12 protein-coding genes are annotated in these 17,241 nt (G+C 49.8%); 6 read left to right on the top strand and 6 right to left on the bottom strand.

What is annotated here, in order from left to right:
• Window positions 1–89: 89 nt before the first annotated feature.
• Complete coding sequence (locus tag DEF47_RS19655) at window positions 90–1,100, top strand: MBL fold metallo-hydrolase (RefSeq protein WP_012190453.1); 1,011 nt, start codon at window positions 90–92, stop codon at window positions 1,098–1,100.
• Window positions 1,101–1,305: 205 nt separating this feature from the next.
• Here the strand turns inward: DEF47_RS19655 and DEF47_RS19650 are convergent, their stop codons facing one another.
• From DEF47_RS19650 to malQ, 4 genes are read right to left on the bottom strand one after another with little or no spacing between them, the layout of a single operon-like run.
• Window positions 1,306–2,871 (bottom strand): PP2C family protein-serine/threonine phosphatase, encoded by a 1,566-nt coding sequence (locus tag DEF47_RS19650; protein WP_012190452.1) that lies wholly within the window; start codon window positions 2,869–2,871, stop codon window positions 1,306–1,308.
• The gene (locus DEF47_RS19645; protein ID WP_012190451.1) at window positions 2,868–3,815 is read right to left on the bottom strand and encodes an NHL repeat-containing protein; all 948 of its coding nucleotides are present in this window, start codon (window positions 3,813–3,815) and stop codon (window positions 2,868–2,870) included. The genes DEF47_RS19650 and DEF47_RS19645 overlap by 4 nt, the downstream gene beginning before the upstream one ends.
• Before the next feature lie 19 nt (window positions 3,816–3,834).
• Window positions 3,835–4,173, bottom strand: coding sequence for a hypothetical protein (locus DEF47_RS19640; protein ID WP_012190450.1), 339 nt, complete (start codon window positions 4,171–4,173; stop codon window positions 3,835–3,837).
• 17 nt (window positions 4,174–4,190) lie between these two features.
• Window positions 4,191–5,750, bottom strand: coding sequence for a 4-alpha-glucanotransferase (malQ, locus tag DEF47_RS19635; RefSeq protein WP_012190449.1), 1,560 nt, complete (start codon window positions 5,748–5,750; stop codon window positions 4,191–4,193).
• Window positions 5,751–5,994: 244 nt separating this feature from the next.
• Between malQ and DEF47_RS19630 the strand changes: the two genes are divergently transcribed.
• The 3 genes from DEF47_RS19630 (at window position 5,995) to DEF47_RS19620 (ending at window position 10,963) form a co-directional block, all read left to right on the top strand.
• On the top strand, window positions 5,995–7,488 hold the full coding sequence (locus tag DEF47_RS19630) for a carboxypeptidase M32 (RefSeq protein WP_012190448.1): 1,494 nt from the start codon (window positions 5,995–5,997) through the stop codon (window positions 7,486–7,488).
• 164 nt (window positions 7,489–7,652) lie between these two features.
• Window positions 7,653–8,903 (top strand): M48 family metallopeptidase, encoded by a 1,251-nt coding sequence (locus DEF47_RS19625; protein ID WP_041304557.1) that lies wholly within the window; start codon window positions 7,653–7,655, stop codon window positions 8,901–8,903.
• 107 nt (window positions 8,904–9,010) lie between these two features.
• Entirely contained in the window at window positions 9,011–10,963 is a 1,953-nt protein-coding gene (locus tag DEF47_RS19620) for a hypothetical protein (protein ID WP_287045311.1), read from the top strand.
• Between the two features lie 5 nt (window positions 10,964–10,968).
• Here DEF47_RS19620 and DEF47_RS19615 read toward each other — a convergent pair whose 3' ends face one another.
• Window positions 10,969–11,760, bottom strand: a complete 792-nt coding sequence (locus tag DEF47_RS19615) for an E3 ubiquitin ligase family protein (RefSeq protein ID WP_012190445.1) — start codon at window positions 11,758–11,760, stop codon at window positions 10,969–10,971.
• A 136-nt stretch (window positions 11,761–11,896) separates the two neighbouring features.
• Window positions 11,897–13,027 carry a peptidoglycan DD-metalloendopeptidase family protein gene (locus DEF47_RS19610; protein ID WP_287045310.1) on the bottom strand — a complete coding sequence of 377 codons (1,131 nt, stop codon included), beginning with the start codon at window positions 13,025–13,027 and terminating at the stop codon, window positions 11,897–11,899.
• Window positions 13,028–13,485: 458 nt separating this feature from the next.
• Between DEF47_RS19610 and DEF47_RS19605 the strand changes: the two genes are divergently transcribed.
• Complete coding sequence (locus DEF47_RS19605) at window positions 13,486–16,023, top strand: 5'-nucleotidase C-terminal domain-containing protein (RefSeq protein ID WP_287045309.1); 2,538 nt, start codon at window positions 13,486–13,488, stop codon at window positions 16,021–16,023.
• Window positions 16,024–16,102: 79 nt separating this feature from the next.
• Complete coding sequence (locus tag DEF47_RS19600; protein WP_012190442.1) at window positions 16,103–17,176, top strand: TolB family protein; 1,074 nt, start codon at window positions 16,103–16,105, stop codon at window positions 17,174–17,176.
• The last annotated feature ends 65 nt before the right edge of the window (window positions 17,177–17,241 follow it).

Genomic DNA, 17,241 nt, shown 5'->3' with positions numbered 1-17,241 from the left:
TCACAGCTTATTCATCATTCTGCTGGATTCTCACGCGAACAACGTGCTATGCTCATTGCAGCAACGATTTTTCTGTGTGAGGAACGCCCATGCGCAGCCGCCAACAACGCATTCTTGCATCGCCCTACTATCGCAATAACCAATTTCAAAATTTGTATCCAACGGCTATGCTTCAAGCCAATTCAATGGTTTCGACCTTGCGCCGCCAGTTTTTTGGCAAGGAACAACGGCGGCCAACCAAGCCCTTGCCGAGTGCTTGGCCTGGTCAACGTTTTCACCAAACACCGCCAGCCTCGGGGTTACGCGTTACATGGCTTGGCCATTCAACGTTATTAATCGAATTTGCGGGCATCACGCTATTAACTGATCCGGTGTGGGCTAAGCATTTATCGCCGGTGCAGGGCATTGGGCCACAGCGTTTTCAAACTGCGCCGATTGCGCTAGAACAATTGCCAGCAATCGATTTAGTGCTGCTTTCGCACGACCATTATGATCATCTTGATAAGCAAACAATTCGCTGGCTAGCCCGTGGCTCGATGCCTTTCGTCACCGCCTTGGGTGTTGGCGAGCATCTTGAACGTTGGGGTATCGCCAGCAGCCGCATCCACGAGCTGGATTGGTGGGAAGAATTGCATTTGGCCGAATTTGGTTTGACGATTGCCGCTGTGCCAGCCCAACATTTCTCTGGGCGTGGCCTTAAGCGCAATAGCACACTTTGGGCTTCGTGGGTGGTGATGAGCCAAAACTCACGGATTTATGTGGGCTGTGATAGTGGGATGTTCGCCGGATTTAATGATATTGGGCAACGTTATGGCCCGTTTGAACTGGCCACGCTCGAAATGGCCCAATATGATATTGCTTGGCCTGGTGTGCATATGCAGCCGGAAGAGGCGTTGCAAGCGGCTGAAATGTTGCAAGCTCGCACGATGTTGCCGGTACATTGGGGCGCATATTGCCTTTCGTTGCATGCTTGGGATGAGCCAATCGAGCGTTTGCTGAAGGCTGCCCACGCCAGCCCGATCAGCATTCTCACGCCGCAACTTGGTCAGCCAGTCGAGCCAAGCCAGCCCGAACATTTAACTGAATGGTGGCGAGATTAGCAGCTTTTTAATCCAGAAGCGCAGAGTTGTGCATTATGAATTATGAGGGATGAAGGATGACACATTGCCAAAGCGCTAGTTCATCCTTGCTCTCACAAATAAAATAGAACTCTGCGTCTCTGGGTTAAATTGTAGCTACACCATTAACTCAAGTGTTTTGAGGACCAATAACTCGAGTTCTAATCCCTGCCAACTAATCCCCACGCTACACAAACTTCACGGCCAGCATCGTAATATCGTCGTGTTGCTCGGTATGGTTGGCAAAGTCTTGCACGTCGTTGAGCACAGCATCGAGCAAGGCTTGAGCATGAATATCGGCTGGCAATGAGCGCACCAAATCTTCTAAACGCTCGAAGCCATACATTTCGTCGCTGCTATTCATGGCTTCGACAATTCCATCGGTGAAAAACAACAGCATATCGCCATGATTACATTGAATTGGGCTATCTTCATATTGAATTAATGGTGTGATGCCAAGCGGCAATGATTGGCCGCGCCCAGTCAAATATTCAGGAAACTCTGGCTGGTTGCGACTGCTATGAATTAAAAATGGGTATACTTGGCCAGCATTGGCCCAAACCAAGGTGCGAGCCAAGGCATCGATCCGAGCATAGCTCACCGCCGCAAACATACTACGGGGAATATTTTGCACTAAACTAGTATTAGTTTGATCAAGAATCATCGCTGGAGTCGCTTGAGTGCCAGCCAAGGCGCGGAGGGTGCTGTAAGTTGCGACCATTACTAAGGCGGCAGGCACGCTCTTGCCCGAAACATCGCCAATCATCAGATCAACGGTACTGCTGCCTTGAGCGATTACGCCATAGAAATCGCCTGAGGTCTCGCGTTGGGGCAAACAAATTGCGGCAACTTCAAGCCCAGCCACGCTTGGAAGGCGTTTCGGCAACAGCGCTTGTTGCACATTTCGCGCAATTTGCAGTTCGCTCAGCATTCGTTCGCGTTCGCTCTGCTCGGTATAAAGCTTGGCAATCCGCTGCGACATAAGATTAAAAGTGCGCGTCAGGTCGGTTAATTCATCGGTAACCCGTTGATCATCAGGCAGGGTATGACCCAAATGGCCGTCAGCAAGTTGCAACGCACCATGTTTCAAACGCTGAAGTGGCCGATTGACCACAAAAACCGTCGCTAGCCAAGCACAAGCAATCGCCACCAGACTGCCACCAATAATCAATGGCAACAGTTGGTTAATCAACGATTGTTGGGTCAGATCACGCGCCTCAACCGACAGCGAAGCCTCGACAATGGCAATCACATAGGGCTGGCCTTGAGCATCATTAACCACAATTGGCGCAACCAAGCCATAGTACGAGCCAAATTCATCGGCATAGCGCACGGCATGGCGCTGGCCATCCTCAAAGGCGGCCCAGTGCTCAGGCGTATCGTAGAAGAAGGGATAGTTGATGCCAGTATTATCAACATCGACCCAATAATACAAACGATGGGTTTTGATATCGCGGCGTAAAATGCCAATAAAGCCCACGTTGGCCGCAGTTTGGGCTTGGGCCAATTGCTTTTGCAGCGTAGTATAGGCCTCGGTATACAAATCAGCTGGCGCATCAATTTGACTCAACAAGGCTGGATCAAGCTCACGGGCAATCAATTCAACGACTCGTGCCAAGCGTGTATCCATCTCGCGTTGCCAACGCTGGTTGGTTTCACGATAAAAACTCAGGCCAGCAAAGATCAGCGTCGCAATAATGATCACTTGGAGCGGCAACAACACCTTGATAATCAGTGGAATACGCAGTTTCATTGCTCGCTCCCCAAGCGTTGTGGATTGCTACCATCGGCATTAAAGCGCCAAATCGTGTTGTTATAAGCGTCGGCAGCATAAACATGATTGTTGTGAAACGCCAAACCAAAAACTTGCCAACGCGCCAGATCAGGCGCAAAAGCCGCGATTGGCTGACCATCATGGGTTAGGCGTTGAATCCGCTGATTGCCCATATCGCCAACATAAATATCGCCAGTCGCTTGATCAAGCGCAATATTAAGTGGGTAGGAAAATTCACCAAGGTTGCTGCCATAGCGACCAATGACCCGCAAAAATTGCAGTGAAATCGTATCGCCAGCTTCGTGCAACGAAAATTCTTGAATTCGACCATTGAACGAATCGACCACATACACATGGCGACGCTCACGATCAACGACTAAATCGCTGATGCCGCTAAATTGTTCGTTGCCATTACCAAACTCGCCAAAAAATTCGGCCAATTGCTGGCCATCACGATGATAGACCACCACCCGATTGGCCTTGTAATTTGCCACCCAAATGCGGTCGGCACTATCGACAGTTACGCCATAGGGTTCGTTGGTTGGCTCATCCATGGCTGGATCATAATCGTTGCCACCGAATTCGCGCACAAACGAACCATCAGGCTCGAAACTGCGCACCCCATCGTGCACCAGCGTCGCCTCATCATTATAGATAAAATTGCCGATATACAAACGGCCAAAACTATCGCGCCCAAGATCCCAGCCAGAGTGAATATTGCTTGGGCCAACCCCAAAAACCCCAATGCTGGCGGCAATTTGGCCAGTGGAGTCGAGTTGAGCGATGCGATAATTGCCACGATCGGTCACATAAATGTGTTGATCGCTGGCAACGGCAACGCCATTTGGACGCAGCAAGTGTTGAGGTTGCTGACTACAGCCAGCCAACAACCCCACAAGCAAGAATGAAAGACAGCGGCGCATGCATGCTCCAAAGTGCGCTTTAGAAGCCAAAACGGCCAAGATTCAATAACGTGCCAATAATGCCCGTTAATCCAGCAAGGCCATATAGCGCGATGAGCGCGATTGTCCGTGGCTCAAGCTTAAGGCTCTTTTTATAGCTCTGAGTTGGTTTCATTTCAATTCGCTGGCCGCGCCAGTATTGAACTTGCGGGCTGCTGCTAAAGAGCCTTGAGCCTTGACGATTCTGCCAGATTTGCCAAGCAATCCAGAGCAGAAAGCCGCAGCCAACCAACATAATTGCCACTCGCGCCAAGTTTGGCATCGCCAACACTTGGGTGCGCAGCATAAACAAGCCCAAAATTGCAATGATCGCGGGCATCCAAGAACGGTCAAATCTCATAGTTCGCTGGTTTCTTGTAGGTCAAAATAGGGCGGAGCATTGGGATCAAGCTCATTGCTGATCGCTGGCTGAGCCAAGCGCCCATACACTTCGGCCAGCCCATAAAGCGAACGGGCTAAATCATAGGATAGCTGGTCGGGCTTGATGCGCCATGCCCAATTACCACCAGTGTAGCCAGGCCGATTCATACGGGCTTCGCTGCCCAGATCAAGCGCATCTTGCATGGGGATAATCACCGTATCGGCAACTGAGGCATACAAGGTGCGAATCATCGTCCACACAATCGCGTCTTCGCCACAATACAAATAGGTACGAGCACGATGCTGTTCTTCTGGCCCAGCACTCGTGTACCAGCCGCGCGAGGTATCGTTATCGTGCGAGCCAGTGTAGGCAACCGTATTTTGCACATAGGTATGGGGCAAGAAGTTCGATTGGAAGGCTCCCGATGTGAAGGCAAATTGCAAAATCCGCATGCCAGGCAAGGCAAATTGGTCGCGCAATTGATACACATCAGGCGTGATCATGCCTAAATCTTCGGCAATCAACGGCAAACTGCCAAAAGCATGGCTAATTGCTTGGAAGAAATCTGCGCCTGGGCCACGTCGCCACTCGCCATTAACAGCGGTTTCTTCGCTTGCTGGCACAGCCCAATAGCCGGCAAAGCCACGGAAGTGATCAACCCGCACGATATCGACGGTGCGCAAACTGGCACTAATTCGCTGTTGCCACCATTGATAGCCATCTTGGGCCATCACATCCCAACGATAGAGTGGGTTGCCCCAGCGCTGGCCGGTCGCCGAAAAATAATCTGGTGGCACACCCGCAATATCAACCGGATTGCCATCGGGATGCAGCAAAAACAGGCTGCGATTAGCCCAAACATCGGCGCTATCGTGAGCTACAAAAATTGGAATATCGCCAACAATTTTGATATCGCGCTCGTTGGCATAGTGCTTCAAGGCATCCCATTGGCTGAAAAAGGCCCACTGCAAAAACTTATGAAACTGCACATCATCAGCTAATTTGTTGCCCCATTCGCTGATTGCCGCTGGTTCATGCAAAGCAATTGCCTGATCCCATGTCGTCCAAGAAGCGCCGCCATGAGCTGCTTTACAAGCCATAAACAAGGCATAATCGTCGAGCCACGCTTGTTCGGCAACACAAAACGCGCGAAAACCACGATCATCGGCTTGAGCCTTGAAATTTTCAAAGGCGGTGCGCAAAAGCTGCAATTTGGCCGGAATTACCGCGCCAAAATCGACAGCTTCGGCTGGCAAATGGGTGAGTTGTTCCAAGTCCCATTCGGCTAGCAAATTGATCCGAGCCAAATAATCGGGGCTGATCAGCATATGGTTGCCAGCAAACGCCGAAAAACATTGATAGGGCGAATCGCCATAGCCAGTTGGGCCGAGTGGCAAAATTTGCCATAGCCGTGCGCCAGCAGCTTGTAGCCAATCCACAAATTGGTAAGCCTCGCTGCCAAGATCGCCAATTCCATAGCGACCATGCAACGACGTGGGGTGCAGAAGAATCCCCGCAGCACGTTCGAAGGTCATCGAACTACCTCCAACTATCGGTGAGTATCTCGTAAAATTTAATGTATGTTCTTGGTATGATAGCATAGACACGCATGAAGAATGAGGGCTGAAACCAAATGGCCCGTTTGAGCAGAAGGTGATGGCTTAATCTTTAAAAAAGCTCGTATGATCATATCAACATATGCTAAAATACTCTGGGAATAATCAGCCACTTAAGCTACATCTGGTTTATGCGGCTTTAACGAAAAGGATTTAAGCATTTATGAGCCAAGCTCTTGAGCAACTTCGCGACCATCTCGCAACTATCCGCGATCTTAATCACACCGCAGGATTGCTTGCCTGGGATCAGCGCACTCAAATGCCGCGTGGTGGGGCCAGCACGCGTGCTGAGCAATTAGCTACCATCAGTCGAATTTCGCATGAGCTATTCACTGGCGAGAAAACCCTCAGCTTGCTTGATGCGGTTGATGTTGCTGATTTATCGCCCGACTCTGATGATGCTCGTTTGATCAGTCATACCCGCTACAATTACGAACGTTCGAGCAAATTGCCTGCCGAATTTGTCGCCAAACAATCGCGGGTACGGGCATTAGCGGGCAAAGTTTGGGAAGATGCCCGTGCCAACGCCGATTTCAGCCAGTTTCAGCCGCATCTTGAAACGATTGTTGAGATGGTGCGCGAACAAACCCAATTTCTGGGCTACGATGAACATCCCTACGATGCCTTGCTCAATAGCTACGAGCGTGGTTTGACAACCAAGCAAGCGCTTGGCTTGTTCGATGAATTGAAGGCCGGCACTGTGCCATTGGTGCTCAAAATTGCCGCGATGGGCGACGATGGCCGCGATGCCCCGTTGCATGGCAATTATCCCGAAGCGCTCCAAGAACAATTTGGCAAAAAAGTGACCGTGCGTTATGGCTACGATTGGAATCGCGGTCGGCAAGATCGCAGCACCCATCCATTTTGTAGCAACTTTGGGCGCAACGACGTACGGATCACCACGCGTTTTAATCCCAATTGGCTTTCACCAGCGCTTTTTGGCACATTGCATGAAACCGGGCATGCCTTGTACGAACAAAATATCAAGCCCGAACTTGATCGCACGCCGCTTGGTCGCGGTACCTCGTTGGGTGTCCACGAATCGCAATCGCGTATGTGGGAAAATATTGTTGGGCGTTCGCGACCATTCTGGGAGTTTTTCTACAGCGATTTGCAGGCGACCTTCCCTGAGCCATTAGCCAATGTCGATCTGGAGCGCTTCTATCGGGCCGTTAATGCGGTTAAGCCCTCATTGATTCGCGTCGAAGCTGATGAATTAACCTACAATTTGCATATTTTGCTGCGTATGGAGCTAGAAATTGCCTTGGTTGAAGGCACGCTCAAGGTTGCCGATTTGCCCGAAGCTTGGAACGCCAAGATGCAAGCCTACCTTGGCATCACCCCAGCCAACGATGCTGAGGGTGTACTCCAAGATATTCACTGGTCGGGCATGATGTTTGGCTACTTCCCCACCTACACTATTGGCAATGTGCTGTCGGTTCAACTATTTGATACGGCAATCGCCCAACATCCTGAGATTTGGGATGAAATGCGCCGTGGTGAATTTGGCACACTGCTTGGTTGGATGCGTGAACATATCCATCAGCATGGCAGTAAATTCTTGCCTAACGAGTTGATTACCCGAGCAACGGGCCGGTCAATGGATGCAGCGCCTTACGTTAAGTATTTACAAACCAAATTTGCTGAATTATATTAACCACAGTAAATAAGCAATGCCTCGCCCCCTCTGCTCGCCAATTAGTCGAGGGGGCTGCTTTGAGCGTGAAATCTAGGCCCAAAGCAGGATGCACCGAGCCTGGGCCTCGATTAAACTAGCCCTATTCCCAACTACACGAACCATATTGTTTGATGAGAGAGTTTATGCAACAGCAATGTCCCCAATGCCAACGCCAGCTTGCGTTCAACCCAGCCTATTTGCCATGGTGTGAATGTGGCTGGAATATCAAGCCACGTTCGCTGCCTGAAACCTATGGCATGTTCGACAAGATCTATACCAATGTGAGTCGGCGTTTGGGTAACCAGATGTTACGTCAGATGCAATCGCTGAATGATCTTAAACCGCGTTGGACGTTCGGCAAAGTCGTGGTTGGGTTGATGGCTGGACTCATTCATGGATTTACGCTGCTCATCCTCGTTTTAGGCGTGCTCTTAATTTTTGATGGCTGGCCCAATCCCTTTGCGGTAGTTTTTGGGGTCGTGCTGCTGGGTATGGTGTGGCTCTTGCGTCCAAGGTTGGCCAAATTTTCCAAAGATGAATTAATTCTAACACCAAAAGAAGCGCCAACGTTGTTTAACTTGCTCAACCAAATGACCACTCAGCTTGGTGCAAAACCGATTGAAGTTGTGGTGGTTGATGAACGGTTTAATGCCTCGTTCAGCAGTTTGGGTTGGCATCGAACGCCAGTACTGGGCCTTGGGCTGCCCTTGTGGTTAGCTTTGAGCAACCAAGAACGGGTTGCCCTAATCGCCCATGAAATTGACCATAGCATCAACAATGATATTAATCGCTCGTTCTTAATTCATTCGGCAATTAACGCATTAGCGACATGGGTTCAAACGATCTATCCAGTCGAGCTGGTACAGCCTGAGCTAGGATTGAAAGGCTTTTTGTTGTTACCGTTTAATCTGTTGCTACGGGGCTTTTGTTGGCTTCTACTGGGTTGGATGCGGCTCATGGTGCTATTGGCTGGCCGCGAAAGCCAACGAGCTGAATATTTGGCCGATTATAAGGCAGCTGAATTAGGTGGCAGTGCCGCCGCAATCGATTTGCTGGATCGGATTCACCTTGACGATTCATGTCATTTGGCAATTCAGCGGGCCGTGCTTAGCCCTGCCAAACCACATATTTTGCAATATTTGGCAGAGCATATTACGACGATTCCTGATCATGAGCGCGAACGCTTGCGGCGCGTAGCTCGTTTAGAAGGCTCATTGCTTGATGCTTCACATCCGCCAACCGCCCAGCGAATCGAGTTTCTGAGCACGATTGCTCCCCAACAGGCCACAATTAAGCCTGAAACGAACATCATGACTGCAATTACCAACGAGTTGCTTGGCTATGAAAGCCAAATTATTCAACGCTTGCGCAGCCAATGGATTAGCATTGGCTAAATCTTAATTAGCAATTAATCCAAAACTGACCAATCCAATCCTCGTCGCGCAACAGATGTGCTAGGATAAGCACGGATGTGATTTGTGTGATGAGGATTGGATTGATTGTGCAACGTAGAATTATTCAAATAAGCAGTTTTATAGCTATTTTAGCTCTTTGTTTAGCCATAACCTTAATTTGGGTACTGCAACGTAGCCCTGCGCAGGTCACAATTGGTGGCAAATACGATTCACCATGGCTGGTGGAGGGCTTTCAAACCAAAGAACGCTCAGAATTGGGAGCCTATCGTTGGACGAATGGCCATGGAATTATTGGCTCACCAGCAACTCATCGTAGTTATATGCTAGGCTTGAGTTTAGTTTCTCCCGTAACAACCACGGTTGTTCAGCTCAATAATGCTGGACATCGGGTGCTTGAGCTACCGATTAGTAATGCGCCGCGCTATTATCAAATTTTTTGGCGGCCCAATATCTCGCTGAATTGGCTGCGTTGGGCTAGCGACCAGCAACTTACGCTCAATAGCGAGCTGCAAGTGCTTGAAGGCAGCGATCAACGCCAACTAGGCGTAGTCTTGCAAAACCTCAGTTGGTCGCCTACTGGCAGCATTTCGTTATTACCATTTGCCTGGATTACCGCGCTGGTGGTGAGTTTAGCGGCATTAATCAGGCCACAGCAACGGCGTGATTGGCTTTGGTTTGCACTATCGGCTATTGGGTTAAGCCTAATGCTCGGCGGCCTGAGCTGGCTTGCCAACGATCAAAGCGTTTGGTCGCCATTACGCTTTGCCCCTAGTTTGTTGATTTTGCCCTTGGCGGGGTTTGCACTATTGCGCTGGCCATGGCAAGGCTGGTGGCAAGCCTTGCCAGTACTCAGTTTAATTGGCATTGCGGCAATTGTGATGCTGCTCTCGCGCCAGTGGTGGGCGGTTGAGGGGCCAGATTTTGGCTGGCACGCCAACCATGGTAGTTCTGCCGAATCGGTGTTTCGGGCGCATCCCTTCTATCCATTGGGATTTCCGCTAATCTTATGGCTTGGTTTGTTGTGGAACGGCGATCAACTAGCGATTGGGCAAACCGCTGGATTTATCAGCATGCTCTTGAGCTTGCTGCTCACGGGCTTATTGGCCTATCGGATCTTGGCCTTGCGTGGGGCAATTGTCGCCTTGATTTTGGCCTTAGCAACCCCGCTATTACTGGCTTTTGGCGTGGTGGCCAGCAGCGATAGTGTCCAATTGCCAGCCTATTTAGCTGCGTTATTGATCCTAGTTTGGCAACCAGAACTGACCCGCCGCCGCGTCGCACTGGCTGGGTTGTGCTTGGGGTTGGCTTATTTATTCCGTTTTCAATCGATAGTGATTGTGGTGCTGGTTTTGCCATGGTTATGGCTGCAACGCCTGCCTGCCCCGCCGCGTTGGCCGCAACGTTTGGCAGGTTGGTTTGCTCCAAGTTTGCTTTTAGCCGGATTTTTGCTTGGGTCATCGCCGCAGTGGGTGCTCGATATTCGCGATACAGGGCGACCATTTTTCTCACAACAATATGAAAACATCTGGCAAGCTGCCTACAATCGGGTTGATGCGGTAGTAGCTGCCGATAGCCCCGAAGCGATTGCCACCGCGCCCAGCGATACAGGCTTATACGATATTGTGGCGTTTGATCCATATGGCCTATTTCGTCATTGGCAAGCTAATTTAAGCCAATTTTTTAGCTTTACCTTGCACACAATCTTTATTTGGCCATTTGGCTTATTGATGCTTTTGGGATTGGGCTTAGCGGTATTGAAACGGGCTGACCCGCGTTTGAGTTTGTTGGCATGGCTGAGTTTAAGCTATATTCCAATTATTGCCCTAACCTGGAACAAAGATCGTTTTTATCTACCGATTGTGCCCTTGTTGTTGGTGCTTGGCGCGTATTGGTTGGAGTGGTTGCGCGGGCAGGCCTGGCGTTGGCCACGAGGCAGTCGTTGGTTGGCTGAGGCAGTTCAGGCTGCCAGTTTGGCTTGGGCTTTGAGCCACCTCAGCGCAATCGATCCGATTTTACGGGTGTATGGAAGCTTAAAATAGGGTTATTACAACAAACCCCAAATCGTGAAGATGATACCAGCTACGGCTGAGCCAGCAGCGCCATAATAGAGATTGCGTGACCAACCAGCCGCGCTGTTAGCCAATTCGCGTTCAGTTTTGCGGCTAACCAGCATGCGATCAAGCTTCTTTTCATGGTAGGCGATGGTTGGCTCACCCTCGTCATCAGTCACACAACCAAGAATGTAGGCTCGCCCATCGTCGGTAAAAAGCTCTTCTTGCGCCCGATAGCCAGTGGTGCGGCGAGCACCCTTGTTTGAGGCTGGGGCGGCAAATTCAAAATCGCCAAAATGCAAAATTGAAGCCTTATCTGGCGAAGGCAGCAGAATATTTTGGCCCGCCTCATACTCAATCTCGGCATCAGTTGGGTCAACCCAGACCTTACCAAAATTATCGTTGATCCAGAAATAGGCGCACTCTTCCTCAGATTTAATCGTTTCACTGCCAGTTTGGGTACGGGTACGTTTGCGACCTTCGCTATCGGTGTCATGCACAACTTCGCTATATTCGCGAGTTAACGAAAAACGGTAGGCAATACAGGTTTGACCAGAAATCGGGGCGACCAATGGATTATCGCAGCTAACTTGGCCTTCAATTTCGCAGGGTTCGGCCAGCGCCTCGGCCCCGAGCGTTTCCACAACTTTTTTGTGCAAATCATGCAACATTTGGGTTGTATAGGTGTCGGTAGCATTCAGATCGGCCAATTTATTGGATTGACTGCGAGCGAAAAAGAAGCAGATAACAGCCGCGATCAGCAAGACGATCCCAAAGAACACCATATCAGCGATCCTCCCAAAGGCTAGACGGGGATAAACTGAGTATAAAGGTCATCAGCACGCTTGGCAATGACACTCTGCTAGCACTTTTGTGGCGATGGCTGATATGGTATTCAATACAGAAAATTAATCGCTTGACTTAATTAATTTGCACCGTTTGCAGGGTTGTCCATTCGCTGAAATTATGGGCATTATCTTCGCTGCGAATACGGAAGTAGTAGAAGCCTGGTTCGCGTAAGCCAACATCAACTTGTTGCTCCGCCACAAACCATTCGCTTGTGCCCAACGGATCAGTGCCAAAATAGACTTGATAGCCTTTGATTCCCGAATCGGCATCGCTGGCCGCTTGCCAATTGAGCACCAAACTGGCTTGGCTGCCGTTGAGTTTGAGGCTTTCGGTCACGGTCGTGGTTGGCAAACTGGGCGCAGTTGGATCAAACCAGATTTCCCGTTGGAAGCTTGCTTGATTGCTAGCGGCATCCCACACCGTCACATAGGCGGTGTGTTGACCTGCGATCAACTCAAGGTAGCCTGTGTTGGCGGCAAATTGCGGTTTTTCAGTGGCAGCGGGGGCATCCCAATTTTGGCTAAAGCCAAGGATGCTTTGATTATCGGCTAATTGCCAATCGAGCCGCCCACTGTTGACCCAGGTGCGTTCGGCTGGGCCAGCCCATTCGAGGGTTGGAGCAATGTTATCAGCTTCGCCATTCGCAACTAATTGCGTGCCAGCATATTGATTACATTTGCCAGTATCCGGAAAATCGTGGCCTTCAGCGAAGGCTAAAGCCACTGGTTGGCGATTGTAGGCATATGGGCCATCGCCACGGAAAAAGGTAAAGTGTAAGTGGGGAACTGTGGGTGTGGGATTAGTCGCGCCTGCGTTGCCGATATATTGACCACGTTTGATCGAAGTGCCAACCGGAGCTTCGATCCACGATGATAAGTGTGAATACATCGTGTAGTAGCCATCACCGTGAGAGAGAATCAGCGAACCAGAGCGACCTGTCCAGAAAAAGATTGTACCATCGGCTGCGGCATAGATTGGTGCACCAGTCGTTGGCCCTTCGGTATTGACCAAATCGAACGAGAGTCGGCCCCAACCGTCGTGTGTCCCGCAGTTATAGCCTTGAATTACTTCCCACGTTTGGCCTGGTGGCGTTGGTAGATACAATGTTGGCTTGCCTTCGGCCTGTGCCGATTGAGCAAACCCCAGCAACACCGCGACCCCGATAACCCCAAACAACACCGAGCGCAGTGTCCGTTTCACCATGGAACCTCCAGAAAACCAGGCTCAACATGGAGCCACCATCGAAACTAGGATGCAATACACAATGCATGGTGTATCGGCGGGGGAGGATACCAAGGCTTGCAGATTTCGTCAACATAATTCGCCAGCAAAAAGATTAAAAAATAACTACGATTGGCACTCGTTGGCAACAATTTTTCTCATAATCGCCGCCGAAAGCACTCCTAGAGTATTTTGGCATTCTCATCAAATATTTAGCTTTAATTGATGAAGATAACCTAAATTTAACCCGCTATTAAATAATTCTAATAGTTGCTCGGTTATTAAGATCGGGTACAATAGATGTGTCAAATCAGCCAACATGCTTAATAAATCATTGTTGCTCCACGAAAGGGGGATCGATGGCAAAGGTGCCAAACCTCTGTCATCACATGGCTATGACGAAACGAAAACTACTTGTCCTTGTTGCCCTCTGCGCCATATTGAGTGCGCTTGTTCCGCTCAGCTCAACCTTGACCAGTGCCGCGCCAGTTGCTATTGTCGATATTCAATTGTTGAATGTTTCCGACTGGCACGGGCAACTCGACCCAAGTGGTACACCAGCAGCTGGGGGAGCCTCGACGATCGCAACCTATTGGAATGCTGATCGCGCTGCCAACCCCAACACCATTACTTTGACTGCTGGCGATGACTTTGGGGCTACTCCTCCGCTTTCGGGGATGTTCGATGAAGTACCCGCTGTGTTGGCCCAACGCATGATGGGTATTCAGGTGAATACCTTTGGCAACCACAACTTCGACCGTGGGGTTGCTCACTTGCAACAGATGATCGAATTGGCTGGCTCGCCAACCAGTCCATTAACTCCTAGCTCAATCTACAACAATGGGATTCCTTTTCACTATGTAGCAGCCAACTTGATCAACACCACTGGCGTGTTGACTGGCGTAGCTCCCTACAAGATTTTTGAATTCCAAGGCGTACAAGTTGCGATCATCGGTTTGGTCAACGAAGAAGCTCCAAGCTTGGTGAAGCCAGGCAACTTCGGGCCAATTCAAATTACCGATTCAGTTGCAGCGGCGATGGCAGCCAAAGCCCAAGCCGAAACTGAAGGCGCTGATGTGTTTGTGGCAATTACCCACAAAGGGATCACCGCCCCAAATCAAGGCCCATTGATTGATTTTGCCAACGGCGTGACTGGCTTTGATTTAATCTTAGGCGATCACACCGACTTAAACTTCCAAAATACAATCAACGGGGCATTGGTTACCGAAAACAAGAGCAAAGGGTTGCAGTATCTTAAGGTTAACTTGACCTACGATACCACAACCGAAACTGTAACCAACAAGAGTGCTACCTTTGTTACGCCAACTGCCAATGTGCCTAAAGTTGCTGCGATTGAAGCCATGTTGGCTCCCTATCGGGCACAATTAGCCCAACAATTTGACACCCCGATTGGTACGACCAGTGGCTTCTACACCCGTGGCAATAACGTCGAACGGGTTGCTGAAGTACCATTGGGCAATTTGGTAACCGATGCAATGCGGGTCAAATATGGCACCCAAATTGCCTTTACCAACGGCGGCGGTTTGCGCGACACCTTGCCATCGTCCTACACGCCAATTAATCGCAACTTGCGCCGTGCGAGCGTCGGCTACCCAACTGGCCCAGGCTATGATTTGGTGTTAGGCGATATCTATGCGGTCTTGCCATTCGGTAATACGGTGGTAACCCGAACCGTTACTGGTGGTCAATTATGGCAAGTAATGGAATTTGGCTTGGGCGCGTTGCCTGGGGCAAATGGCCGCTTCCCACAAATTTCGGGCTTCAAAGTAACCTTCGATTCATCAAAGCCAATCGGCCAGCAAGTCCAATCGATCACCTTGGATAATGGTACACAGGTGCTTTCAAATACCACCTCGATCTATACCCTCGCAACCAACGACTTTACCAACGCTGGTGGCGACGGCTATACCATGCTCAACGATGGCAAAGGCACGACCTTAGCGGTTATGGCCGATGTGGTGTTGGAATATATCAGCCAAACAACACCAATTATCCCAAGCATCCAAGATCGCTTGCTTGATGTAACCCGTATCGAGGATATTCACGATCGGATCATTCCAAAGGATGGCACCACTGGGGCCATGAACTTCATGATTAGCGATCCACGTTTGACGACCGATCCTAATACCACCACCGTAACCTTGACTGGAACTTCATCAAACACTACTTTGGTGCCAAATGCCAATATTGTTTTGACTGGTAGTGGTATCAATCGAACAGTAACGGTCACGCCAGTGGCTGGTCGTACAGGCACAGTTACCATTCAAATTCGGGTTAATGGTCAAGGCTCAGCCAGTGATACCTTTGTGGTGGTGGTGAACGATAAGCCAACTGCCAACAGTGTTGCCAGCCTGACCACCGATGAAGATGCTTCGGTCACGCTTAATATTGGCATAATCGATAGCGACACCAGAGCCAGCGATATTACAATTACTAGCTTATCGGGTGATCAAGATTTGGTTGCCAATGCTGATATTGTGGAAACTGGCGCAACCAACGTTTATACCCGTACCTTCACGATTGCTCCAGTCTTGAATGCTTCGGGTACAACCAACCTGAACTTCTTTATTCAGGATGGTGTTTCAGCCTATACCCAGACCGTTGCCTTGACCGTCAATGCGGTTAACGATGCACCTGAGCTTTCGGCCTTTATGGATGAAACGATCAACGTCAATTCAACCCTTGGGCCAATTCTGTTTACCGTGGCCGATATTGATGATGCAGCCGCCAACTTAACCGTTACCGCTGAATCATCAAACACGATCTTGGTACCAAATGCCAATATTTCAATTGTTGGCACTGGCTCAGAACGTACCTTGAGCTTGACTCCAGCCGCCAGCCAAACTGGTACAACCACCATTACGGTTACCGTTAATGATGGCGAAGACACCTTCGAACGTACCTTTGTGGTAACTGTAGTCAACAACAAGCTTTATCTGCCATTAGTTGGCAAATAACGAACTTAGTAAAACGCGTTACAATACCGCTGAGTGGTTTGCACTCAGCGGTTTGTTTTAATCAAATGGCATAATCATAATGAAAAAACAGCTTTTAATTGTTGGTTTAATTGTTGGTTTAGCTGGCTGTGGCGCGGCCTCAAACAGCGTTACGACTGTTCCCCAAGTTCTAACAGCACCCGATGCTGCTAACTTGGCTGGCTATTGTGTTGATACTGCACCGATCACCAAGCCCGTGATCGTCGGCCTCGAAGGCAATATGTGGTCAATTAACGGCGATGGCACAGAGGCCAGTCAATTAACCACCGTCAAGGAACGCACGCTCATTCGTGATGCAGCATGGTCGCATGATCGCAAAACTTTAGCCTATTCGTTGATGTTGCCGCCAATTGATTTGGCGATTCCGTGGTTGCAATCGAGTATTGTCTGTGGAATCGATGCGGCCACTGGCAAAGGCAGCCTTTTAGCCTATGGCAATATCGATGTTTCATTAAGTGAGCCAAGCTGGGCTAGTGATAATCAATCGTTGTATTTGACCCGCCGTCGCACCCTGCTCGACGCGAAAAACCAATTTGTTGGCGAAGAAATTGCCGTCGCACGCTATGCCTTGGGCAGCAACCAAGAAACGGTTGTGGTTGAAGGTGCAACTACACCTGCACTTTCGCCCGATGGTCAACATCTGGTCTATGTGCAGCCGAATGTTGAAATTGGCTTTCCCTCGTTGATGCTTGCCAAACTTGATGGCAGCGCTGCCCAGCCACTCGGCCAGCCAGATCTGCCCTTCAAATCGATTGTCGCCCCGCGCTGGTCGCCCGATGGCAGCAGCATTGTGATGACGGTTGGCGGCGGGCCTGGCGCAATTGGTGGCGGCGCAGAGCCAAGCTTGGCTTGGTGGGAAGTGTTGTTAGGAGTCGAGATTGCTAGTGCTCACGGCGAGCCAGTTTCATTGTGGCAAGTTAATGCCAATGATGGAGCCTTGAAGCCCTTAGCGCAAAATATTGACGATGGCCGCACAGCCTGGAATCCCGATGGCGAGCATTTTCTCTTTATCCATGGCTATGATGGATTAATGGAATATACCTTGGCAACTGGTGAAGATCGTGCTTTGACACCCGTGCAACCCTATTGGTTTTTAGAATGGGCTAGTCACTAAGCATATAGCTAAATATCGTGTACAATAGCGCCACGATCCATCCACACAAGCAGCAAAAGCGTTAG

The organism is Herpetosiphon sp., assembly GCF_003512625.1.
Classification (GTDB): domain Bacteria; phylum Chloroflexota; class Chloroflexia; order Chloroflexales; family Herpetosiphonaceae; genus Herpetosiphon; species Herpetosiphon aurantiacus.
The sequence above is the reverse complement of the archived record's forward strand: the minus strand, read 5'-3'. Positions and strand labels throughout refer to the sequence as shown.